Origin of the sequence: Paraprevotella xylaniphila YIT 11841, assembly GCF_000205165.1 — a bacterium.
Classification (GTDB): domain Bacteria; phylum Bacteroidota; class Bacteroidia; order Bacteroidales; family Bacteroidaceae; genus Paraprevotella; species Paraprevotella xylaniphila.
Genome location: NZ_GL883822.1, coordinates 22,026 through 45,495, shown reverse-complemented (window position 1 = coordinate 45,495; position 23,470 = coordinate 22,026). Strand labels below are relative to the sequence as shown.

The following is a 23,470-nucleotide window of genomic DNA, read 5'->3' as shown; positions in this document are numbered from 1 at the left end:
ATGGTGGGGCGGGATCAGGAGCGTGATGGTGCAGATGCCTACAGGGACGGGGAAGACGTACTTGATGGCTGCCGTGGTCCGCGAGAATGCTGCGGACGGGGTGTTGGTCGTGACGCACCGTATAGAATTGGTAGAGCAGATTTCGGAAACCTTGTCTCGTTTCGGAGTACGCCACGGGGTGATTGCCGGTGGCCGGAAGGCGTTGTTGGCGGAGAACGTCCGGGTGGCGAGCATACAGACGTTGAGCCGATGTATAGATAGTCTTTCTTTTTGCCCTTCTGTTGTGGTTGTGGACGAGGCTCATCATGCCTTGGCGAAGACTTACCGCATATTGTGGGAAAAGTGGCCGGAGGCTCTTTTCTTGGGACTGACGGCTACGCCTTGCCGGTTGAGCGGCGAACCTTTCACGGACTTGTTCGAGGTATTGCTCCAAACGTGGAGTATGGAACGCTTTATCGACGAGGGGTGGTTGGCTGATTTTGAATATATAAGTGCCGACCCGAACAGTAGGGCGGTACGCCGGGTGGGACTGTTGTCCAAGCGTGGTGCGGATGGCGATTACCAGTTGAAAGAGATGGCTACGGTGATGGATTGTCCTGAAAGCATCCGTCATCTGTATGACACTTACCGGACGTTTGCTTCAGGAAAGAAAGGCATAGTGTATGCCATAAACCGGGAACATGCGCGTCATATCTTGGAGTATTATCGGGATGGCGGGGTAAGTTGTTGCATGATTGACGCGAAGACTCCGCCGGAGGAACGCCGGAGTTTGGTGGAAGACTATCGGAACGGCCGTTTCACGTTGATGGTCAACGTCGACATATTCTCGGAAGGATGGGACGTGCCGGAGGTAGAGGTCATCCAACTTGCCCGACCCACGCTTTCATTGGCCAAATATTTGCAGCAGGTGGGGCGGGGGATGCGTGTATCCTGCAAGAAAAGCCACGTGATGGTATTGGACCAGGTGGGACTGTATTTGGCTTTCGGTATGCCTATACAAAGATGGGACTGGCAGCGGATGTTTGATGGAAGGGAGGTTGGCCGACCCACAACGGGCAATACTTTTCCTATATATATAGGAGAAGAGGCCATGGAAAAACAGTTGGTGAATCTGGAGATGGTCCGTATCAAACGGAAAGAGGAGAAGCGCGAGGGAATGGAAGTTTTTATGCAGGGCGGAAAATACGGCATAGCGTTGGATGGAAAAGAGGTGTGTGCCCCTCAGTTCGTGCGGGTAGAACGGATACCTGAACCTTATTTTGCCCTGTGTTTTTACCCATACGATGCCGTCTTCCGGGGGAAGGTGACGGTGGTGGACGGGAAGGGGCGTGATTTGAGGCCGGAACTTTATGGAAAGGTGGAATGCAAAGGGGACTTTTTTAAGGGGTGTGACTTTACGGGAAAGCAGGTTTATTGGGACGGCAAGACCCGGAGGCACTACGAAAGGATGCCGGAACTCGGACGTCTCGGGCGGTTTGAACTGGTCAAGCAGGATGCCGCGTACATGTTCCGCTTCAGGGAACGCGGGCTAGACTTCTCGTTCCGGAAGGAAGATGTGCGGGTCAGTGCCACCGGAAAGGTCTTTATTATTGGCAAGCATCTGATTGTGAATGATAAAAAAGAACAGTTCATATATGAATTTCTTGGATTCAGCAAAGGAATGATTCTGGTAAAGTTGCCCGGGCAAAATGTGTATCGCCTGATATTGGACTCGGGGAACCGTTATTGTGATTTTAAGCCTCCTTATCCGGGAACAGTAACACGGAACCCAGACCGGATGTATATCAGGTTCCATAATTGGTCCGGTTTTTGATTGGAATGAATACAAAAGTAGTATAAGGATAGTTTTAAATTTGAAATACCTACAAGTCGGTATAGGGGAATCCGTTATTTCTCCGTATCTTTGCAGCCGGTTAGCACATAAATAACTAAAACGGATAAATTATGGAACGTAACAACGAAAGCTGGGCCGGCTTCAAAGGCGAATTGTGGAAGAAGGAGATCAACGTGCGTGATTTCATTCAGAACAATTATACTCCTTACACGGGGGATGATTCTTTCCTGAAGCCGTCGTCGGAGAAGACCCGCAAAGTGTGGAACAAATTGACCGAGATGTTCAAGGTGGAGCGTGAGAAGGGTGTGTATGACACCGAAACAAAACTCCCCCAAAGCATCACGACTTACGGGCCGGGTTATATAGATAAGGATAATGAAGTGGTTGTGGGACTGCAAACGGATGCCCCGCTCAAGCGTGGTATTTTTCCGAAAGGCGGTATCCGCATGGTGGAAAACAGCTTGGAAGCTTACGGCTACCATCTCGACCCGATGACGAAAGAGATTTTCACGAAATACCGTAAGACGCACAACGAAGGAGTGTTTTCAGCTTATACCGATGAAATGTTGGCATGTCGCCGTTCGGCCATTATTACAGGTTTGCCGGATGCATACGGTCGTGGCCGTATCATCGGTGACTATCGTCGTGTGGCTTTGTATGGTACTGCACGTTTGATTGAGGACAAGAAAAAATTCCAAAAACGCCTTGACATCCAGGAACTGAATGATGAAATCATCCGCAACCGTGAAGAGGTTACGGAGCAGATTCGTGCCTTGCAGGATTTTGAGAAGATGTGTGCCGCATACGGATTCGACGTGGCCCGTCCGGCCAAGGATGCCCGCGAAGCCGTGCAGTTTGTATATCTGGCTTATCTGGCTGCGGTGAAGGACCAGGACGGTGCGGCCATGTCCATAGGGCGTACTTCTACGTTCCTCGACATCTATATCGAGAAAGATATCCGCGAGGGGAAACTGACGGAAGAAGAAGCACAGGAGTTGGTAGACCAGATGATTATAAAGTTGCGTATCGTACGGTTCTTGCGTACGCCCGAATATAACGACTTGTTTTCCGGTGACCCTGTATGGGTGACGGAATCCCTCGGCGGCATGGGCGTGGACGGCCGCACGTTGGTGACGAAGACTTGTTTCCGTTACCTGCATACGCTTTACAACCTCGGGCCGGCTCCGGAACCGAACCTTACGGTGCTGTGGGCGGACAAATTGCCGGAGAACTGGAAGAAGTTCTGTGCCAGAGTTTCTATCGACACGTCGGCCATCCAGTATGAGAACGACGACCTGATGCGGGTGGATTACGGTGACGACTATGGCATCGCATGCTGTGTGTCTCCGATGAAAATCGGCAAGCAGATGCAGTTCTTCGGAGCCCGTGCCAATCTGGCCAAGTGCTTGCTGTATGCCATCAACGGCGGGCGCGACGAGCGTAGCGGTGTGCAGGTGGCTCCCAAATTCGAACCGATTACGAGCGAATATCTCGACTATGACGAGGTGATGGAGAAATACGAGCAGATGATGCGTTGGTTGGCCAAGGTGTACGTGAATGCCTTGAAGATTATCCACTATATGCACGACAAGTATGACTATGAGGCATACGAAATGGCTCTGCACGATGGCGACGTACAGCGTATCCGTGCTACCGGTATTGCCGGTTTGTCCATCGTGGCCGACTCTTTGGCTGCCATCCGCGACTGCAAGGTGAAGGTGGTTCGCGACGAGCGCGGCTTGGCTGTGGACTTCGAGCGTGAAGGCGAGTATGTGCCTTATGGCAACAATGACGACCGCACGGATGCCATCGCAGTGGAAATCACGGAGAAATTCATGGATTACCTCCGTCAGCACGAGACTTACCGCAATGCGGTTGCCACGCAGTCCATCCTGACGATTACCAGCAATGTGGTGTATGGAAAGAAAACCGGTACGACTCCCGACGGCCGCCAGGGCGGTACTCCGTTTGCACCGGGGGCCAACCCGATGAACGGGCGTGACGTGAAAGGAGCCGTTGCGGCGTTGGCTTCGGTGGCCAAGCTTCCGTTCCATCATGCACACGACGGTATCTCTTACACTTTTGCCATATCTCCGGCTACGTTGGGCAAGGAGCGCGACATTCAGGTAAATAATCTGGTCGGCCTGTTGGATGGTTATTTCACTCCGGACGGCGGCCAACATCTCAATGTCAATGTGTTCGACAAGGAATTGTTGATGGATGCCATGGAACATCCCGAGAAGTATCCGCAGTTGACCATCCGCGTGTCCGGCTATGCCGTGAACTTTGTGAAGCTGACGCGTGAACAACAGTTGGATGTCATTTCGCGTACCATCAACCACTCTTTATAATATAAAAGGAAATGGAAAAACCATTGGTGGGTAAAATACATTCATTGGAGAGTTTCGGGACCGTTGACGGTCCCGGAATTCGTTTTGTGACCTTTCTGCAAGGTTGTCCGCTTCGTTGCCTGTATTGCCATAATCCGGACACTTGGGATGCCGGTCGTCCGGCCCGTTATCAAATGGCTCCGGAGGAATTGCTTGCCGAAGTGCTCAAGGTACGCAGTTTCATAGCCCGTGGAGGGGTGACGTTGACTGGGGGCGAACCCTTGTTGCAGGCTGATTTCTGCCGCGAGTTTTTTCGTCTCTGCCGCGAGGAAGGCCTTCATACGGCATTGGATACTTCAGGGGCCGTGTTCAATGAACGCGTATGTGCAGTGTTGGATTATACGAACCTGGTGCTTCTCGACATTAAGGCGCTTCGCCCCGAACTTTGCAGGAAAGTCAGCGGAAGTGACGGACGGAATGCCCGGGCTTTGCTTGATGAATTGGAAAAGAGAGGTACGGAGGTTTGGATTCGCCATGTGGTCGTACCCGGCCTGACGGACGATGACACGCTGTTGGATGAACTGGTAGAGTTTGTACGACATTACAAGGTTGTGCGCAAAATAGAATGGTTGCCTTATCATACGATGGGGGTGTTCAAATACGAGGAACTCGGGTTGGACTACCCGTTAGCCGACGTGCCTCCTCTTGCTCGGGAGAGGGTAGAAGCCATTAAGGCACGCTATAAAGGCATCTTCCCTGACTGATGCCGGTATGCCATATTGTATGAAATCTTTATTTCTTGAGGGCTTCCGTAAGATGTTGTAAATCATATAGGTAATGGCGGGGGATCATTCTGCGCCAAAACGGAAATCAATCACAGCCAAATGAAAAATCGTTTGGCTGTGATTGATTTTTTATTCTGCGCCAAATGATTTCAGGGCTTCTGTATGCTTGCCCCTTGTCGTGCTTTTTTTCTTGTGGGGCAGGCTTGGGGTGTTGTCCTAAAAGGAGGAATTATTCTTCTAATCCATCCGAAATGGACTTTTTGTGTGTTTCGTATTGCTTCTTTTTCTATCTTTGATATTCAAAAGTGTTTTTTATGAGCAGAATATACAATTCCGTCGTGGGTGTACTTTGCGGGGTGGGAATATTGTCTTCTTGCGAAATCATCGAATATCATCCCTACGATACGCGTATAGAAGGAGAGACCGGGCTGACGGAGAAGAACATCCGTTTGATTGAAGACAAGATGCGGGGAAGGCGTGAGTTCCGTTTTGCCATGATCAGCGATACCCAACGCCGGTATGACGAAACGAAAGAAGTCGTGAATATCATCAATAACCGTGGCGACATTGATTTTGTGTTGCATGGCGGCGACATGGCAGACTTCGGGGAGACGAAAGAGTTCTTATGGGCACGTGATTTCTTGAACAAGTTACGGGTGCCGTATGTTTGCCTGTTGGGGAATCATGATTGTCTGGGGACGGGTTTTGATGTGTACCAGAAAGTTTTCGGGAGTGACAATTTTGCTTTTACGGTTGGCAATGTGCGTTTTGTTTGTTTGAATACCAACGCGCTCGAATATGATTACAGCCATCCGGTTCCCGATTTCAATTTTATGGAGGACGAATTGAGGAATATGCCGGTGGGCGTAGAGAAAACCATTGTGGCCATGCACGTGCCGCCCGGCGACGGGGAGTTCAACAACAATGTGGGGCGCGCCTTTGAGCATTACATTGCCAGTTTCCCCCATGTGCAGTTTTGTCTGTTCGGCCACATCCACCGTTGGGCAGAAGAGGAGTTTTTTGATGACGGAGTCGTATATTACGGATGTACGACAGTCGGGAAGCGAGGGTATTACGTCATTACCATAAAAGAAGAAGGATATGAAATTGAACGTTGCGATTTTTAGTATATGGTTTTCAGTGGGCATGCCTTCTTTTGTAATGGGGCAGGGCGCGACGGAGAGGGCAGACTCTGTCCCGACACGCTATGAGAAAATGATGGCACGCCGTATGGAGGGGTGGAAACGTTTGATTCCCGACCATTACAAGATACAGTTTGCGGGAAGCATCGGTGCCGCCTCAATCGGTACGGGTTGGACATACGGGAAGAAGCAGCAATGGGAGACAGATGTCATGTTGGGCTTTCTGCCTAAATTTGAAAGTGAACATCATAAGGCCGTTTTCACTCTGAAACAATCGTATCTGCCCTGGCGGTTACGTGTGAAAGGAAGTGCGTGGGTGATTCAGCCCTTGTCATGCAGTTTGTTCTTGTCCTCCGTGTTAAGCGATAAGTTCTGGACGCACGAGCCGGACCGTTATCCTAAAGGATATTACGGTTTCTCAACTCGTATCCGTGCCAATCTGTCCTTGGGCCAACGTATCGTGTATGACATACCGGATGTTTCCAATTGGAGGGTACAAGATATATCCTTGTATTATGAATTAGGGGCGTGTGATACCGATTTCTGTACTTTCTTTGGTGACCGTAGCATCAAGTTTAAAGAAATTTTAAGTCTGGCTGTCGGTATAAAACTGCATATTTAACTTCTCCTGTTTGCAGGCGTACTTAAAAGTCAGTATCTTGCGTCTTGTTAGAATCCCTTTTTTCAGGTATTGTAAGAATGGTGTAAAGTGATGAACTTTGCCATAGAAAAAGATGTTTAATTTAAAAACAAAAGTGAATATGAAAATCAAATCAATCAAAGGGCGTGAGATATTGGACTCCCGTGGTAATCCGACGGTAGAAGTAGAGGTGGAATTGGAATGCGGCGTGGTGGGCCGCTCATCGGTGCCTTCGGGAGCTTCTACGGGCGAACACGAAGCCTTGGAACTACGTGACGGAGATGAAAAACGTTACGGAGGTAAAGGCGTGTTGAAGGCTGTGGAAAATGTGAATAAGGTAATTGCTCCGGCCTTGGTGGGCTATAGTGCTTTGGAACAGCGTGTCATCGACCACAAGATGTTGGCACTCGACGGCACGAAGACAAAGTCTAATTTAGGTGCCAATGCCATTCTCGGGGTATCGTTGGCTGTGGCTAAGGCTGCTGCGGAATATTTGGACATTCCTTTATATCGTTATATTGGCGGCGTGAACACATACGTGATGCCTGTGCCGATGATGAATATCATCAACGGAGGTTCGCATAGCGATGCGCCGATAGCTTTTCAGGAATTCATGATTCGTCCGGTGGGTGCTCCTTCTTTCCGTGAGGGGCTGCGGATGGGGGCCGAAGTGTTCCATGCCTTGAAGAAAGTGCTTCACGGCCGTGGCTTGAGCACGGCTGTAGGAGATGAAGGCGGTTTTGCTCCTTCATTGGACGGCACTGAGGATGCTCTCGAATCCATAATCGCTGCCATTAAGGCTGCCGGTTACGTGCCGGGTAAGGATGTGATGATTGGTATGGACTGCGCTTCCTCCGAATTCTATAAAGATGGAGTGTACGATTATACCATTTTTGAAGGTGGGAAAGGTAAGAAGCGTACTTCAGACGAGCAGATTGCCTACCTGGAAGAATTAATCACGAAGTATCCGATTGATTCCATTGAAGACGGTATGAGCGAGAATGACTGGGACGGTTGGAAGAAGTTGACGGAACGTATCGGCGGACGTTGCCAGTTGGTGGGCGATGACTTGTTTGTGACCAACGTGGACTTCTTGTCCAAGGGGATTGCCATGGGATGTGCCAATTCCATTTTGATCAAGGTGAACCAAATCGGTTCGCTCAGCGAAACTTTGGATGCCATCGAGATGGCTCATCGCCATGGTTATACAACGGTTACTTCCCACCGTTCGGGAGAGACAGAGGATGCTACGATTGCCGATATTGCCGTGGCCACGAACAGCGGCCAAATCAAGACCGGTTCTTTGAGCCGTTCCGACCGTATGGCCAAATATAACCAGTTGCTCCGTATCGAGGAAGAGCTAGGGGATTTGGCTGTGTATGGTTATAAGCGCATCAAGTGAGACTTTACGTATTGTGATTGAATGAAAAAAGAGTTGCTTCGGGAGATATTTTACCGGATGCGGCTCTTTTTTTGTAAGAAAAGTAAGGAGGTATGGCTTTTTGTATCCTTGTTTTTCTTAACTTTGCTTGCACCTTAAAAAAATAAAAGCCATGCCACGGATAAAGGAAGGATTCAAGGGAGAACGGATAGTCGTCTTGCCGGGATTTTTGATAGAAGAGTTGAAGCGCGACCCTTTGGGCCGCGAGCTTTATATCACGGATATCGGTTATTATCCGCATGCAGGTTTTCATTATTGTGAGCGGAAAGAGGAGGATTCCAATGAGTTTGTGCTGATTTATTGTGTAGAGGGGGAGGGATGGTTCGAACTGGACGGTAAGCGTTATGACGTTGGGGCTAACCAGTTTTTCATTTTGCCCAAATATAAGGCACATGCTTATGGCAGTAAAGCCGAGAATCCTTGGACGATTTACTGGATTCATTTCGATGGCGCAAAAGCCGCCTTTTTCAGCGTAGGGTTCAGTAAGCCGCATGATATTTCACCGGCAGAACATTCCCGTATCAAAGAACGTCTGCTGCTGTTTGAAGAAATTTATGCTTCGGTCAGTTCTGGGTATAACAAGAACTACATGCTGTATGCCACGACGAGCCTTTTCCACTTTCTGGGTTCCATGAAGTTTCTTGGAGAATACCGTGAGTGCCGTTTTGCGGGTGTGCAGGAAAAACGAGACGTGGTGCAGCGTGCCATTCATTTCATGCAGGAAAACCTGAATAAGAAAATCCGTCTGACGGATATTGCCCGCGAAGTGAAACTTTCCCCGTCTTACTTCTCCAATGTCTTTGAGGACAAGACCGGTTCTCCCCCTTTGCGTTATTTGGGATACCTCCGTATTCAGGAAGCCTGTCATTATCTGGATTTCACAGATTTGAAAATCAGTCAGATCAGTCCGTTGGTCGGTTATGAGGATTCGCTTTATTTTTCCCGGCAGTTCACGAAATACATGGGCATGTCGCCGTCGGAATATAAATCAAAAAAGAAAGGATAAGGTTTTAAATAATTATATAATTGAGGAACGAGACATGAATACGAAATCTCTATTATCTTTAGTAGCAGGAATTTTCCTGCTTTGCAGTTGCCATACGGAGCCTGCTTCCCGTGAAGGAGAAACGGGGGCGGCAGACAGTGTGGTGGTGAAAAATGAAGTCGTGAATACGATTCTGCAGCGTCGCAGCATCCGGAGATACAAGCCTCAACCGGTGGAGAAGGACAAGTGGGCGCAGATTGTGGAATGTGGGCTGTATGCTCCCAACGGGAAGGGACTTCAATCGTGGGAAGTACGTGTTGTGGACAATCCCCGTTTGTTGGCTTCGATAGATTCGGCTTACAGCCATTTTATGGGGAAAGGACAGGGGGAAACCACTCTTCGGGCGGCATACGGTGCACCTGTGTTGGTATTTATCGCATACGATACGACTTATGATTTGTCGCAGGTAGATTGCGGGCTGTTGGGTGGAAACATGATGATTGCGGCTCAATCGTTAGGGATTGGTTCATGTTGCTTGGGTGGTATTTGCCGTTTCCTGAATGAACCGGAAGGTCGTGAATTGCTTGATGAATTGGATTTTCCCGAAACGCATAAATTACTTTATGCCATAGCTTTCGGTTATCCGGACGAAGAACCTTCTCCCAAACCTCGTGATATGAATAGGGTCCGGACGGTTGAATGATGCGGTTTTTGTTGATTGGGGATTAAAGAATGAGAAGTATGAGACGTTTCTATATATTGGGGGTAGCCATGGGAATGAGTGCATTTTTGAGCAGCCTTTTCGGTTGCCATGTTTCGGACGGGGATTTCCGTTCGCTTTCCGTAGCGGAATTCAAAGAATGCATTGCCGATACGGCGGTCGTGCGTTTAGATGTACGTACGGACGAAGAATATGCGGAGGGGCATATTGCCGGGGCGATGAACATAGACGTGTTACAACCGGATTTCGAACAGAAGAGCAAGGCCGTTTTACCGAAGAACAAGACCATAGCCTTGTATTGCCGGAGTGGGAAACGCAGCAAGAAAGCTGCACGGATTCTGAGTGAGCTTCATTATAAGGTAGTGGAACTTGACGGTGGATACATGGAATGGAAGCAGGCCGGACTGTGACGGGGCAAGTCTTGAAATGGATGAGTCCGGGGCTGCTCCAGTGGAAAGGAGAAACTATTCTGGGTAAAAAATGACTGTAATTTCGCGATAGGCTTGCATATAATGGCTCTTTTCATTATCTTTGCATCCGATTTCAAGGAGATCACGCGGAAATAGCTCAGTCGATAGAGCACTAGCCTTCCAAGCTGGGGGTCGCGGGTTTGAGTCCCGTTTTCCGCTCCATGTAAGACTTGCTGTTTTTCAGCAGGTCTTTTTTGTTGTATCCGTGAGGTAAAGGGCATTTGTTCGGATAGCCCTGTTATAATGTTTAATGCAACATGGCTGTGCAAGGTCTTGATATGTGCCATAAAATATCGTTAATACTTTATCTTTAATCCATAATATGATTGTTGGAGTTGTGTGAATATAGTATATTTGTGTGGAGTACAAGTAATGAAAGATAAAAGTATGCTCTTTTGATATGGATGATAAATCAAAATGGGATGAAGGGGTTTCATGGCTTTGTGAGATGTGTTTTGAGTTTATGGGACTGATTGGAATAATAAAAACAGTATGATATGATAGAGCAGGTTATAATAAAGAATTATAAGTCGATAAGGGATTTGTCTTTACCCTTAAACCGATTGAATGTGCTCATTGGTTCAAACGGTGTGGGTAAAAGTAATTTTATCTCATTTTTTGAATTGACGAAAGCCATATATGAGCAACGGTTCGGAAGTTATACTTTGTCAAAAGGTGGTATTGACAGCTTGTTGTATCGTGGGAGGAAGGTATCTCCTTCCATCCATGGATTGTTGGATTTCGACAATAATAATGCTTTCTTTTTTGAAATAAAACCCGCGCAATCCAATAAGGGATTTATAGAAAAAACGGGGGATTATTTCAATAATTTCCATACAGAAGGTAAGGATTATACGGAATGGAATAAGACGCTATGGGATTCCGCTGTTGAAGAATCTTCTTTAATCCAAAATCTCAAATGGAGGGCCGGTTATTTAAAGAAATATTTGAGTAGTTTTACGGTATATCATTTTCATGATACCAGTGCAAGTTCTCCTATGCGTGGAGATTGTAATATCAATGATAACGAATACCTTCGTGACAATGGTTCTAATTTGGCGGCATTTCTCTATTCTATGATGCGGAATGATGAAACTAATTTTCGGTTGATAGAAGGGGTGGTAAGTTCCATTGCGCCTTATTTTAAGTGTTTCAAGTTACGTCCGGATGTGAATGATAAGGAAAGAATACGTCTGGAATGGGAAGAAAAGGAGACTGATATGTATCTTAACGGATACAGTTTTTCGGATGGAACTTTACGTTTTATTGCTTTGGCCACTTTACTGTTGCAATCAAAAACCCCCGAGATTATTGTGATTGATGAGCCCGAGCTTGGTTTGCATCCTGCTGCTATAAATAAGTTTGCCGAACTTGTTAAACGTGCATCCAATAAGAGTCAGATTATTTTATCCACACAATCTACAAATTTAGTGAATTGTTTTGATGTGAAAGATATTATAGTTGTGGATAGGGTTGAAAGCCAATCTGTTTTTAGGCATTTGTCAGAAGAGGATTTGGCGACATGGATGGATGAATACGATTTGTCTATTAGTGATTTGTGGGAGAAGAATATGATAGGAGGACAGCTATGAGACGTGTATATATTGTTGTGGAAGGACAAACTGAGCAGGAGTTTGTCAATACTGTTATCTCTCCTTATTTACAGGGATTTGGTGTATTTAGCATTACTCCTGTTTTAATCCGGACCAGTAGGAACGGGAGAGGTGGAATGGTGAATTACCAACATTTATGGAATACCGTAAAATTGCTTCTGAAATCTTCAAGAAAGGATTTTGTTGTGACTACATTTATTGATTTTTTCAGGATACCTAACACCATGCCAAGGTATGAAGAATGTATGGCGAAAGCCAGTAAAATAGAGCGTGTCGAAGCACTGGAAAGCGCTATGAATGAAAATATCGGAGATAGACGTTTCTTTTCTTATATCCAGTTACATGAATTTGAGGCTCTTTTGTTTTCTAATAATAATGGCTTTGCATACTATTTTCCAGAAGAATGTGCTAAAAGAACAGGTAATATTGTTTCCTCGTATGAAAATCCAGAGGATATAAATTCATCTCCAGAGGGAGCACCTTCTAAAAGATTGTTGGCCTTGAAATCTGATTACAATAAAGTGTTGGAGGGAAACTTAATAGCATTGGAGGTGGGGATAATGAGTATGCTTGAAAAATGTCCGAGATTCAATAGGTGGATAACCCAAATCATTGACACCTGTAAAATATAGGTTGAATGAGGTTCGGGGCATATTGTATGAAGGCAGAAAGTCGGTTGTTTATATCTGATGATTCTATAGTGTTTGGAAAAAGCCAACACGCATTTTGGGGCGTGTTGGTGATGTAAAGTCTTATTCCGTATCGAACCGGAACACCGTAGTTTGCCGGTATTCCTCCCCGGGGCGCAACAGGCAGGAGGGGAAATCGGGATGCGATGGCGTGTCGGGATAGTATTGCGTTTCGAGGCAGACGGCGGTATCGGGGTAGACGTAATAACCGGCTGTGTAGAGCAGTACGGAGGGCAGGTCGGTTTTTACCGTCAGGCTGCGGCCCGTGGTGGGGTTGGACAACCGGGCGGCCTCCACCATGTCGGGAGACTTTTCTGTTTTCAGTATGTAACAGTGGTTGTAGCCTTTGTTCCATTTCAGTTGCTCGTGGTCGTCATATAAGTCCTGTCCGATGGGCTTGGCTGAAGTAAAATCGAAAGGCGTGCCGTCCACATTTACCCGTTTTCCCGTAGGGATGAACTGTGGGGTGGTGTCCAACATCGTATGTGACGGGATGTGTAATATGTGCCCTGTGATTCGCTCTTTTTTGCCGCCCAAATTGAAGTAGGCATGGTTCGTCAGATTCAGAAAGGTTGCCTTGTCTGTCGTTCCATAGTAACGAATGGACAGTTCGTTATCATCGGTCCAACGGTATTCCACTGTTACGTGAACATTGCCAGGGTAACCTCCCTCTCCGTCAAGAGAAAGCCGCTTGAAGCGTACACCGTCGTCCAAAATTTCCCAGTCCCACAGCATGCGGTCGAAGCCGGAGAAGCCGCCATGGTTGGTGTTCTGCCCGTCGTTTTTTTCCAGTTCGTAGGTTTGCCCATCGATGCAGAGGCGTGCGCCTCCGATGCGGTTGGCAAAGCGGCCCACGATGGCACCCATGTAGAACTCGTCCGACAGCGGGTCGGCCGGACTGACGAGTACATTCGCCATCTCTCCATTCCTGTCCGGCACGATGGCAGAAAGCCAACGGGCACCCCAGTTGGTCAGTTCAACCACGGCTCCGGTTGAGTTCGTCAACCGGAAGCCGTAGACCGGGGTGCCCGTCGGCATATTACAGATCACTTGTGTGTTTATTCGCATAATTCACGATGGATTTGTGCGCCTTGGTGGTTGATGTCCAATGTGCGTGCCTTGTCCAAATATTCCATGGCATGTGCCTTGTCGCCCAATCCGAGGTAACCCAACCCCATCACATAATTGCAGTGTATGGCGTTGCGCTTGTCCAGATTGTCCTCCCAGATGGCCAGGTCGGGCAACGATACGGCAAAGTAGTCTATGCGGCAATGGTCGAACAAGTGTTTCTCACCATGCTTGATGAGCTTGTTGAAGCGTCCGCGTGCCTTACCTTCCTCGCCCAATGCGCGCCAAGCCAGTCCCTGATAGAAAATCTTGTCCGGTTGTGCGTCGTTGTAGAAAAACGCCTGTTGCGGTTCGGCAGAGCCTTGGGTGGCCTTGTGCAACCAAAGCTTGGCGTTTTCTTCGTCTCCCAGTCCGCGGTAAGCCAGTCCTTTGTAATACCAGATGTCGTTCTCTTCGGCATTGATGAGTTTGCCCTCGCCCAAGTTGTACGGGTATTGGTCTGTGGCCTGCAATAAAGTCAAAGCATCGGCATAACGGTGTTCGCGCAGGGCGATTTTGGCCAGTTCCACATGGCAGGTGGTGTACTGTCCCGTGATTTTTCCTTCACCGCCTTCCCACGGATGGAACTTGCGGGCGGCAATCAGTGCCTTGGCCTCTTCATAGCGTCCCAATTGGTTGTAGAGCGTGATGCGCTCGATGGCCAAGTCGTCGCGGCTTTCCGTTTCGGCCGGATGGGCTTCGAGGAATGCGAGACGTTCCGCTTGCGGATGTCCGAGCCGTTTGTAGAGCTGGTCCAGTTCCATCAGGATGCGGGCATCGCTTTCATCGAGGCGGTATGCTTTCTCCAGTGTTTCCACCGCCTTCTGCGGATTGTTGCGTTTGTTGTAGTAAGCCAGCGAGAGGTTGCGCCATACGGTGGGGAACGCCGGGTCGATGGCGGCTGATGCCTCCCAACATGTGATGGCATTGTCGTATTGCCGTGCGGCATACCAGAAGTTGCCGAGGGCGTAGGCCGCTTTGGCACAGGCTTCGTGGTTCTCTTTCATCGCATCCTGCAACACCAATACTTCTTCGATGCGGTTGGGGAAGCAGTAAGAATGGTCGTCCTGTTCGGCCTTTTTGTAATATTCGAGTGCCTTGACTGTGTCGCCTTTACGTGAGTGGCAGTAGCCCAACGCGTAATGTACCATCGGGTAGACTTCGCCTTGTGTGGCGGCGTAACCCTCCAACAAGTTGATGGCCTCGTCGTAAAGTCCGGCCTGTGCGAAATCGAGTGCGTATTCGATGTAGACGTGGGCTGCGCCGCGCATCAGTCGCTGCATTTCCTTCAGTACGTTGTCGTCGTCCGTGAGAAGATATTGCTCGAAGCGGCATCCCATGTTGAAGCGGTCTATCTTGAGCGATTCCGCTATCAGGTCGAGGGCTTCTTCCTTACGTCCCAAGTGGCGCAGGATGGAAGCTTTCAGTTGGCGTGCCTTGTGGTGGTGCCAGTTGCGCACGAGCGAGCGGTCTATCAGGTCGAGTGCTTTCTCGAAGTTGCCCCGGCGGCAGTCGATGGCGGCCAAGTTGTAATAGGCGGCATCCTGCCAAGCGGCATTCCAGGCCGATTTGAAGAACGCGTCGTATGCCTCGTCCGTTTTGTCCTGCATCAGACAGCTCCAACCCAGATTGTAATACGGTTCACCGTCGTATGGGTTCGGGTTGCGTTCCGTCAGGGTTTCGACGGCTTTACGGAAATAGCCTTCGGCCTTGGCGAATTGTCCCTTGCGCATCAGGAGCAACCCCATGGCGTTGTTGCAACGCACGTCGCCCGGTTCGCGGCGCAGTGCTTCTTCATAGTAGTCCATCGGGTTGTAAGTCGCGTGGCGGTATTGCTCCAAATGGAGTCCCGTGAGGTAGAGCTGTTCGATGGACGCGATGTCCTTCGGGTCTTTGGCAGCCTTGGCCGGATCCGGTACGGGCTTGATTTCCGGTTTGTCAGCCTGATAGCTTACCAAAATGCGGCCCTCGTGGTTGCGGATTTCAACCAATATGTCTTCGTCTTTCAAGCCCTCGGCTGCAAATTCTGCTTGGAACGGTTCTGCCGGAGAGATGGAGATGACTTTGTCGAAAAGGGTGGCACCGCCCACGTTGTCCTTGACGAACACATGCACGTCCTTGTTCACTCCGGTGGTGTACAGGATGACTTTGCCTTTTCCCTCCTTGACTTCCATGTTCAGCAATGCGTCCTTGGTGGCGTTCTTCACGTAGCCCACTTCGGCGTAGGGCATGAAGTACTGTTTCCACGACTTTTCCTCGTAGGGTTGCAACCACGTGAAGTCCGGCTGGTTGTCGGTGTACATGCCCGTCATCAGTTCGATGTACGGGCCGTCCTCGTCCGTCAGGTTGCGGTCCCAAGCGCGTCCGAAGTCACCGTTGCCCCATGTCCATTGTTTCTTTCCCGGTGACACGTGATGGTCGGCCACGTGGAGCAATCCGCCTTTCACGTCTTCTTCATATCCGCCCACGAAGTCGAATTTCGACTGGATGGCCATGTAAGATGTCGGCACGGGGATATTCTTGTATTTCGAGATGTCCACACCGGCGGAATAGTCTTGTTTATAGTAAGTGCCCGTGGCGATGGGGAACGACGACACGTCGCGCTTGCCATGGTCGAACACGGCATTCACGTCGGGCGGGAACACCGAGTGGTAGTGGTCGTTGACCACCACGGCCGGGTTGGCCCACCACAGGAACGTCTGCGGGAAAGACGTACGGTTGTAAATCTTCACGTTGATTTCGATGTACGACTTGCCCGGATAGAGCGTAAAGCCCTGCATGCCTTTGGTGCGGAACATGCGTTCCACTTCGTTGCACCATACCGTCTTGCTGCCGTCGGCATGCTCCTCGATGGAGAAGTCCGTGGGCAGGAAGGTGGACGGGCGGTGGTGCTGCGGCCAGTTGAACTCGATGCCGCCCGAAATCCACGGGCCGGTCAACCCGACGAGCGCGGGCTTCACCACTTGGTTGTAGTACACGAAGTGGCGTTGCTTCACCTTGTCGTAGGCCATGTGGATGCGTCCGCCCAGTTCCGGGAGTATCATCACCTTGATATATTCGTTCTCGATGAAGAGCGCATGGTAAAGCTTGTCTTTCTTCTCGTCGGAGATTTTCTCTACCACGGGATAAGGATAGACCACGCCGCTGCTGCCTTGGTATACACGTTTTTCCAAGAAAATCGGGTTCTTTTCTTCCTTGCCGATTTCGTAGGTGGGGAGCAGGATGTCCTCTTCCCATGCACGCACCTCGGAGGTGTTCACCGTGCTTTGAATCAAATAGGATGTGATTTTTTCCATGATGTATGAAGTTATTGGATAAGTTCGTGTTCGATTTCTTCCAGGCTCTTGCCTTTCGTCTCAGGCAGGCGGCGCCATACGAAGATGCCTCCTGCGAGGCAGATGATGCCATAGAGCCAGAATGTCCCGGCTGCGCCCAGTCCCGTGTTCAGTACAGGGAACGTGTAAGTCAGTATGAAGCAGGCTGCCCACAAGGCAAATGTGCAAACAGACATGGCCACACCCCGTATGCGGTTGGGGAATATTTCGGAGATGATGACCCACATGGTCGTAGCCAATGTCATGGCATAGCAGGCGATGGCGGCCACCACGATGACAAGCAGCAGTACGCCGCTGATGTGGAACCAGTAGGCTGCGCCCATGAAAGCGTAGATCAACGTCAGGCCGAACGCGCCGAAGAGTGTCAGTGCCTTGCGTCCCCAACGGTCTACCACGCACATGGCCAGAATGGTGAAAATCACGTTGGTTACTCCCGTCACCACGATGTTCATCAACACGTCGGACACGCCGTAACCGGCAGCCATGAAGATTTCCTGGGCATAGTTGAAGATGACGTTGATGCCACACCATTGCTGCAACACGGCCATTACCACTCCGATGAGCAGGATTTTGCGCATCGAGGGATGGAGCAACTGCCGGAATCCGCCCTCCACGGTCTTTTCGCACGAGGCGGCTTCGATGGCGGCCAGTTCTTCACGGGCATGTGCCTCGCCGCCTATCTTCGTGAAGATTCTGAATGCTTTCTCCTTATATCCCGACGAAGCTAACCAACGCGGGCTTTCGGGCAACACGAAACTGAAGAAGAAGAACAGCGCAGCGGGTACGGCCATGGCCCAGAACATCCACCGCCATCCCGTTTGCCCGTTCCATGACAGACGGATCATTTCGGCTGTGGCATGGTCGGCCACCGGTTCGGCAATCTGCCAGTTGACGATTTGTGCGCTGAGGATACCCAGTACCACCGTCAGCTGGTTGATGGACACGAAACGTCCGCGCAGGTGGGCCGGAGCGATTTCCGCTATATACATGGGAGAAAGGCTCGAGGCGATACCGATGGCGAATCCGCCGATGAGGCGGAACACGTTGAACCATCCGAAAGAGTTTACGGCACCGGTACCTATGGCTGTGCAGATAAACAGTCCGGCGGCCACAATCAGAATCGGTTTACGTCCCAGCCGGTCGCTCAGCTTGCCTGCGCTCAACGCACCGATGAGGCAGCCTATCAACGCGCTGCTCATGGCCCAACCCTGCATCGTAGGGCTGTCTGCAATCTGGAAATATTGTTCATAGAAAGGTTTCGCGCCACCGATGACGACCCAGTCGTAACCGAAGAGGAATCCGCCCATGGCGGAAATCAGCGCAATCAAAAACAGGTAAAGATTCGTTTTCGTCTTCATGTGAATGAGTTGATTTAAGTTTGTTTGTTTCCGGATGCAAAGTAACATGCTTTTTACGGTTCGGAAAATGGATAGAATCACTTATGATATGGACGATTTTACGGTGGGGCGTTTTTGGGGCGACAGGAGGCCGTTCGGAATGCCGGAGGCGTGGTGGTTTATTTTGACAAACAGGGGACGGTGGCTTGTTGGGCGGAGTTTGTGAAATCGTTTGGCGCAGAACGAAAAATCAGTCTCCTGAGAACGAAAAATCATTTGGCGCAGAATGAAAAATCAATCTCCTGAGAGTTTTTGAGGAGTTGTAAGTGATTGGATATTAATGTACTATGTGCGGGGTTTCTGTTTTTTGCCCTACTCTAAAAAATATTGACTTTGGAGCGAATTTGTTTGTTTTTGACGAGAATTTGGAACAAGGGTAAGGCTTTCTTTTCGTACTTTTGTACGCTGAGTTATACTACTTGAACATCATACGGAATATCATGGAAATAAAGATGAATTTGAAGCAGGCCGGAGTGCTGACCATAGCGGTCGTGTGGTCTTTGGGCGTGCAGGCTCGTGGCGGGAAACGCTTGTCGGAGTATGTAAATCCGTTTATTGGAGCCACGACGAACACGCAAATGGCCAAGGCCGAACATGGGTTGGGAAAGACCTTTCCTGGTGTGGCTACGCCGTGGGGCATGACGCAGGTCAGCCCCAATACCATTACCGGAGGCGACAACGGTTCGGGGTACAGTTATGAACATACGACCATCGAAGGCTTTGCCTTGACCCAGATGAGCGGTGTCGGATGGTATGGCGATTTGGGGAATTATCTGGTGATGCCCACCACAGGACCTTTGCATACGTATCGCGGCGAGGCGGAACGTCCGGAAGAGGGCTACCGTTCGCGTTACGACAAGGAGAGCGAGACGGCACGTGCAGGATATTACGCTGTCCGCCTGACCGATTATGACATCCGGGCGGAGCTGACGGCCACGCCTCACGGCGGGGTCATGCGTTTCACTTATCCGGAAAACGAATGTTCGCGCATTCAAATCGACTTGGCCCGCCGTGTGGGCGGTACGTCTGTCCGGCAGTACGTGGAGCGTGTGGACGACTACACAATCTGCGGATGGATGCGTTGCACGCCCGACGGAGGCGGTTGGGGCAACGGGGGAGGGAAGGCCGATTATACGGTCTACTTTTACACCCGTTTCAGCAAGCCGTTGGAACGTTACGGCGTATGGTCGGCCGAATTTCCCGAAGGCATGGGGCGCAAGTTGGAAAACGTGACTTCGCCGGAATTTGCCGAGGCGGTGCGTCGGGCGAAGGTGACGGAACGTCCCGACCGCATGGAGGGAGACCACCTGGGATTTTATACGGAGTTTCCCACGTGCGAGGGTGAACAGGTGCTGATGCGCACGGCCATTTCCTTTGTCAGTCTGGAGGGGGCGGAGGCGAACTTCAAAGCCGAATTGAAGGGAAAGGACTTCGAGCGGTATTGCGAAAAGGCGGCTGCGCTGTGGGACGAGGCCTTGTCGAAAATCAAAATCTTCGGGGGGACGGAGGATGAGCGCACGATTTTTTATACTTCGCTGTACCACACTATGATAGACCCGCGTGACTATCGCGACGTGACGGGTGAATACGTAGGAGGAGACCGGAAGGTGTACAAGACCGACGCATTCAAGAAGCGTACGGTATTCAGCGGTTGGGATGTGTTCCGCAGCCAGTTCCCCCTGCAAAACCTTATCAATCCGGAGGTGGTGAACGACATGATCAACTCGTTTGTCACTCTGGCCGAGGAAAACGGTACGGGCGTGTACGAACGTTGGGAGTTCCTGAACGCTTACAGCGGCTGTATGTTGGGTAATCCGGCCATAGCCGTCATCGTCGATGCCTATATGAAAGGCATACGCGGATACGACGTGGAGAAAGCTTACCGCTTTGCCCGTCAGACAGCCGACCGCATCGGCCATCATCCGGAACTGGGATACTCGCCCGGCGGCAGCGGCATATCGGAAACGTTGGAATACGGATACTTCGACTGGTGTGTAGGCGAATGGGCCGAGGCTCTGGGCAAGACGGAGGATGCCGGCATCTATCACCGGCGTGGGCAGGCATACCGTAAAATCTTCGATAAGGAAAAGGGATGGTTCCGCGTGCGCAATGCCGACGGCTCATGGGCGGACTGGCCGGAAAAGGGACGCTTGCAGGAGTGGTACGGTTGCATGGAGTGCAATCCCTATCAACAGGGTTGGTTCGTGCCGCACGACGTGCCCGGCATGGTGGAAATCATGGGCGGTCGCGACAAAGTGCTAGCCGATTTGGAATCCTTTTTTGAAAACACGCCGCACGAATTTTATTGGAATCCCTATTACAACCATGCCAATGAACCTGTGCACCACGTGCCTTTCCTCTTCAACCGCTTGGGGGCACCGTGGCTCACGCAGTACTGGACGCGTGTGATTTGCGCCGACGCTTACAAGAACAATCTGGCCGGTCTATGCGGCAATGAAGATGTGGGGCAGATGTCGGCTTGGTATATACTGGCTTCAGCGGGATTCCATCCGCTTTGTCCGGGCGAGACGCGTTATGAATTGACAGCACCGGTGTTCGACCGTGTGGAGATTGCGCTCGACCGCCGTTATGCCAAAGGCCGTAAGTTTGTAGTCACTACGGAGGGGAATGCGCCCGATGCCTGTTACATCCAGTCCGCCACGCTGAACGGCAAGCCTTACAACCGTTGTTACATCGACCACGAGGATATCGTCCGTGGCGGTGAGTTGCATTTCGTGTTGGGGCGTACGCCGAACAAGCAGTGGGGTGTGGAATGAGCGGCTGTACGGCAAGTCATATAGGAATGGAGAGAATCGCAAAATTGTCCATGTGATAAGTGATTCTCTCCATTCCGGCTTTTAGTGAAACAGGCTTACTTTGCAGACGAATAATCATTCTTAAATCTATATAGCGATATGGCTCAAAAAATCATGTTATCTTTGGTAGTATTCTTCTGTTGGACGTTTGCCCTGAGAGCGGAAGAGTACAAATTGGCTTCGCCCGACAAGAAACTGGAGGTGAAGCTCCGTGTGGATGGGTGTACGGAATTTGAAGTGTGGTACGATAAGGTGAAGTTGGTGGAACCTTCGGTGGTAGGGATGAACCTGTCCGACGGGCGTAACGTGGGAGGCGACCCCGTGACCTCTGTGAAGAAAGACCGTGTGAACCGCAAGATAGACGTCGTGGCGGGGAAAAACAAGACCCTGGAAGAGGCGTACAATGAAATAGTGTTGTCTTACGGCACGGACTACGACCTGGTCGTGAGAGCCTACAACGAAGGGTGGGCTTACCGTTTCGTGACGCACTGGGACAAGGAAATCATTATCAACAGCGAAGATGCCGTGTTCAATTTTGCTTTTACCCCTACGGTGTATTTCCCGGAGTGCGACAGCAATACCGCACCCGAGCGTGAACAGTCGGGCAAGGTGCACCAGATTCATCAGGGCTACCGTAATTTCGAGCGGCTTTACAAGGTGTATCGTTCGCCGGGTGAGATTCCGGCCGGTCGTTTTTCCGTTTCTCCGGTGCTCTTCGAGTATCCCGGCAAGCCCTACAAGGTGGTGGTGACGGAATCGGACACTTACGATTATCCCGGCTTGTATATGGAAGCCGCCGGGCAGAATGCCATGCGCGGAAAGTGGGCGGCCTACCCCAAAGAAGTGATGGACGGAGACCCGTCGAACCCTTACCGTTGGTATTCCAACCATTTGGTGATTTCACGTGAGGATTACATTGCAAGGACGGGAGGCGACCGTACGTTCCCGTGGCGCGTCATGATCGTGTCCGACGACGACAAGACGTTGTTGAACAATGAGTTGGTCTACATGTTGGCCGAACCTTGCAAGATTGAGGATACCTCGTGGATACAACCCGGAAAGAGTGCTTGGGAATGGTGGCACAAAGCCGTGGTGGAAGGCGTGGACTTCCCGGTGGGGAACAAACATCTTTCGTTGCAACTTTATAAATACTATGTAGACTGGGCTTCGGAGAACGGTATAGAGTACATGACGCTCGATGCCGGATGGAAAATGGAGTACATCAAGGAATTGTGCGACTATGCCCGGGGAAAGAACGTGAAGATATTGGTTTGGACTTGGGCCAGTTGCCCCTTGGAGAATCCGGACGATTGGATCAAGCAGATGCACGAGTGCGGGGTGGCGGGTGCCAAGATTGATTTCTTCGAACGCAACGACCAGATTGCCATGCGCTGGGGGCGCGAATTTGCCGAACGGTTGGCGCAGTACCGGATGGTGGCCATCTTCCACGGTTGTCCCGTACCGGTGGGCTTGAACCGTACTTACCCCAACGTGATGAATTATGAGGCCGTGAGAGGGGCTGAATGCAATTTCTGGGAAAAGACCATCACGCCCGAATACCATACACGTTTCCCCTTCATCCGTTCATTGGCCGGACCGGAAGATTACACGCCGGGCGGCATGCGCAACGTGACGCCCGAAGAGTTCCAACCGCGTGACCGGGACAGCATCCCTCCGATGAATATGGGGACGCGTTCGCATGTCTTGTCCATGTATGTCATATTCGACCATTGGATCGGTTACCTGTGCGACGCGCCTTCAGAATATAACAAATATCCCGACATCTTGGATTACTTGTCGAAAGTTCCTTCGGTGTGGGACAAGACCCTTCCGCTCGATGCCCGTCTGGGCGAGTACATCGTGATGGCCAAACAAACCGGTAAGGATTGGTACGTGGGCGGCATGACGAACTGGACACCGCGCAGCGTGACGGTGGACTTCGGTTTCCTGAAACGCGGGAAGACCTACCGCGCCGTGGTTTTCAAGGATAAACCGGAGTCGGGCGACCATCCGACAACGTATGCCTGCGAGACGATGAATGTGGACCGGAATACGAAACTGACGTTGGATATGGCTCGCGGAGGCGGCTTTGCGATTCGTCTGACGGAAGAATGAAAGTAAGGTTTTATGCGAAAGGCCGCAAAAGGAGATATCCTTCTGCGGCC

General features: G+C 50.4%; 17 protein-coding genes and 1 tRNA gene. 15 read left to right on the top strand and 3 right to left on the bottom strand.

Going from position 1 to position 23,470, the window contains the following annotated elements; all coding sequences use genetic code 11:
* From HMPREF9442_RS02550 to HMPREF9442_RS02495, 12 genes are all read left to right on the top strand, one after another.
* Window positions 1-1,813: DEAD/DEAH box helicase (locus HMPREF9442_RS02550; RefSeq protein ID WP_008625014.1), on the top strand; the 1,813-nt coding region annotated here is incomplete at its 5' end.
* A gap of 131 nt (window positions 1,814-1,944) precedes the next feature.
* Window positions 1,945-4,185 carry a formate C-acetyltransferase gene (pflB, locus tag HMPREF9442_RS02545; RefSeq protein ID WP_008625013.1) on the top strand — a complete coding sequence of 747 codons (2,241 nt, stop codon included), beginning with the start codon at window positions 1,945-1,947 and terminating at the stop codon, window positions 4,183-4,185.
* 11 nt (window positions 4,186-4,196) lie between these two features.
* Window positions 4,197-4,928: a pyruvate formate-lyase-activating protein gene (gene pflA / locus HMPREF9442_RS02540; protein ID WP_008625012.1), complete on the top strand. Its 732-nt coding sequence runs from the start codon at window positions 4,197-4,199 to the stop codon at window positions 4,926-4,928.
* A gap of 335 nt (window positions 4,929-5,263) precedes the next feature.
* Window positions 5,264-6,076 carry a metallophosphoesterase family protein gene (locus HMPREF9442_RS02535; RefSeq protein ID WP_008625009.1) on the top strand — a complete coding sequence of 271 codons (813 nt, stop codon included), beginning with the start codon at window positions 5,264-5,266 and terminating at the stop codon, window positions 6,074-6,076.
* Entirely contained in the window at window positions 6,051-6,713 is a 663-nt protein-coding gene (locus HMPREF9442_RS02530; RefSeq protein WP_008625007.1) for a hypothetical protein, read from the top strand. The genes HMPREF9442_RS02535 and HMPREF9442_RS02530 overlap by 26 nt, the downstream gene beginning before the upstream one ends.
* Before the next feature lie 139 nt (window positions 6,714-6,852).
* Window positions 6,853-8,133: a phosphopyruvate hydratase gene (gene eno / locus HMPREF9442_RS02525; protein WP_040602511.1), complete on the top strand. Its 1,281-nt coding sequence runs from the start codon at window positions 6,853-6,855 to the stop codon at window positions 8,131-8,133.
* 151 nt (window positions 8,134-8,284) lie between these two features.
* Window positions 8,285-9,178 carry an AraC family transcriptional regulator gene (locus tag HMPREF9442_RS02520; RefSeq protein WP_008625000.1) on the top strand — a complete coding sequence of 298 codons (894 nt, stop codon included), beginning with the start codon at window positions 8,285-8,287 and terminating at the stop codon, window positions 9,176-9,178.
* Window positions 9,179-9,212: 34 nt separating this feature from the next.
* A complete protein-coding gene (locus HMPREF9442_RS02515) occupies window positions 9,213-9,860 on the top strand; it encodes a nitroreductase family protein (RefSeq protein ID WP_008624998.1) in 648 nt (215 codons plus the stop codon).
* A 38-nt stretch (window positions 9,861-9,898) separates the two neighbouring features.
* Window positions 9,899-10,288 carry a rhodanese-like domain-containing protein gene (locus tag HMPREF9442_RS02510; protein ID WP_008624996.1) on the top strand — a complete coding sequence of 130 codons (390 nt, stop codon included), beginning with the start codon at window positions 9,899-9,901 and terminating at the stop codon, window positions 10,286-10,288.
* Window positions 10,289-10,434: 146 nt separating this feature from the next.
* Window positions 10,435-10,510: transfer RNA gene (locus HMPREF9442_RS02505), tRNA-Gly, on the top strand.
* 335 nt (window positions 10,511-10,845) lie between these two features.
* A complete protein-coding gene (locus tag HMPREF9442_RS02500) occupies window positions 10,846-11,940 on the top strand; it encodes an AAA family ATPase (protein WP_008624994.1) in 1,095 nt (364 codons plus the stop codon).
* Window positions 11,907-12,593: a DUF4276 family protein gene (locus tag HMPREF9442_RS02495; protein WP_253270993.1), complete on the top strand. Its 687-nt coding sequence runs from the start codon at window positions 11,907-11,909 to the stop codon at window positions 12,591-12,593. The genes HMPREF9442_RS02500 and HMPREF9442_RS02495 overlap by 34 nt, the downstream gene beginning before the upstream one ends.
* A 120-nt stretch (window positions 12,594-12,713) precedes the next feature.
* Here HMPREF9442_RS02495 and HMPREF9442_RS02490 read toward each other — a convergent pair whose 3' ends face one another.
* Genes HMPREF9442_RS02490 through HMPREF9442_RS02480 form a run of 3 tightly spaced genes read right to left on the bottom strand, consistent with a single transcriptional unit; the run spans window position 12,714 to window position 18,450 of the window.
* On the bottom strand, window positions 12,714-13,718 hold the full coding sequence (locus HMPREF9442_RS02490; protein WP_008624991.1) for an aldose epimerase family protein: 1,005 nt from the start codon (window positions 13,716-13,718) through the stop codon (window positions 12,714-12,716).
* Entirely contained in the window at window positions 13,709-17,053 is a 3,345-nt protein-coding gene (locus tag HMPREF9442_RS02485; protein WP_008624989.1) for a DUF5107 domain-containing protein, read from the bottom strand. The genes HMPREF9442_RS02490 and HMPREF9442_RS02485 overlap by 10 nt, the downstream gene beginning before the upstream one ends.
* Window positions 17,054-17,064: 11 nt before the next feature.
* Complete coding sequence (locus HMPREF9442_RS02480; RefSeq protein WP_040602518.1) at window positions 17,065-18,450, bottom strand: sugar porter family MFS transporter; 1,386 nt, start codon at window positions 18,448-18,450, stop codon at window positions 17,065-17,067.
* Window positions 18,451-18,517: 67 nt separating this feature from the next.
* Here HMPREF9442_RS02480 and HMPREF9442_RS16130 point away from each other — a divergent pair, with 67 nt between their 5' ends.
* The 3 genes from HMPREF9442_RS16130 to HMPREF9442_RS02470 all read left to right on the top strand — a co-directional run bounded on the left by HMPREF9442_RS16130 (window position 18,518) and on the right by HMPREF9442_RS02470 (window position 23,420).
* Window positions 18,518-18,655, top strand: a complete 138-nt coding sequence (locus HMPREF9442_RS16130; RefSeq protein ID WP_157183519.1) for a hypothetical protein — start codon at window positions 18,518-18,520, stop codon at window positions 18,653-18,655.
* Window positions 18,656-18,941: 286 nt separating this feature from the next.
* On the top strand, window positions 18,942-21,266 hold the full coding sequence (locus HMPREF9442_RS02475; protein ID WP_253270992.1) for a GH92 family glycosyl hydrolase: 2,325 nt from the start codon (window positions 18,942-18,944) through the stop codon (window positions 21,264-21,266).
* A 138-nt stretch (window positions 21,267-21,404) separates the two neighbouring features.
* Window positions 21,405-23,420, top strand: a complete 2,016-nt coding sequence (locus HMPREF9442_RS02470; RefSeq protein ID WP_008624981.1) for a glycoside hydrolase family 97 protein — start codon at window positions 21,405-21,407, stop codon at window positions 23,418-23,420.
* Window positions 23,421-23,470: the final 50 nt, after the last annotated feature.

Bases quoted from the DNA above. Each gene is read 5' to 3' on its own strand.
- pflB (WP_008625013.1), top strand. From the start codon at position 1,945: ATGGAACGTAACAACGAAAGCTGGGCCGGCTTCAAAGGCGAATTGTGG.
- pflA (WP_008625012.1), top strand. From the start codon at position 4,197: ATGGAAAAACCATTGGTGGGTAAAATACATTCATTGGAGAGTTTCGGG.
- HMPREF9442_RS02535 (WP_008625009.1), top strand. From the start codon at position 5,264: ATGAGCAGAATATACAATTCCGTCGTGGGTGTACTTTGCGGGGTGGGA.
- HMPREF9442_RS02530 (WP_008625007.1), top strand. From the start codon at position 6,051: ATGAAATTGAACGTTGCGATTTTTAGTATATGGTTTTCAGTGGGCATG.
- eno (WP_040602511.1), top strand. From the start codon at position 6,853: ATGAAAATCAAATCAATCAAAGGGCGTGAGATATTGGACTCCCGTGGT.
- HMPREF9442_RS02520 (WP_008625000.1), top strand. From the start codon at position 8,285: ATGCCACGGATAAAGGAAGGATTCAAGGGAGAACGGATAGTCGTCTTG.
- HMPREF9442_RS02515 (WP_008624998.1), top strand. From the start codon at position 9,213: ATGAATACGAAATCTCTATTATCTTTAGTAGCAGGAATTTTCCTGCTT.
- HMPREF9442_RS02510 (WP_008624996.1), top strand. From the start codon at position 9,899: ATGAGACGTTTCTATATATTGGGGGTAGCCATGGGAATGAGTGCATTT.
- HMPREF9442_RS02500 (WP_008624994.1), top strand. From the start codon at position 10,846: ATGATAGAGCAGGTTATAATAAAGAATTATAAGTCGATAAGGGATTTG.
- HMPREF9442_RS02490 (WP_008624991.1), bottom strand. From the start codon at position 13,718: ATGCGAATAAACACACAAGTGATCTGTAATATGCCGACGGGCACCCCG.
- HMPREF9442_RS02485 (WP_008624989.1), bottom strand. From the start codon at position 17,053: ATGGAAAAAATCACATCCTATTTGATTCAAAGCACGGTGAACACCTCC.
- HMPREF9442_RS02480 (WP_040602518.1), bottom strand. From the start codon at position 18,450: ATGAAGACGAAAACGAATCTTTACCTGTTTTTGATTGCGCTGATTTCC.
- HMPREF9442_RS16130 (WP_157183519.1), top strand. From the start codon at position 18,518: ATGGATAGAATCACTTATGATATGGACGATTTTACGGTGGGGCGTTTT.
- HMPREF9442_RS02475 (WP_253270992.1), top strand. From the start codon at position 18,942: ATGAATTTGAAGCAGGCCGGAGTGCTGACCATAGCGGTCGTGTGGTCT.
- HMPREF9442_RS02470 (WP_008624981.1), top strand. From the start codon at position 21,405: ATGGCTCAAAAAATCATGTTATCTTTGGTAGTATTCTTCTGTTGGACG.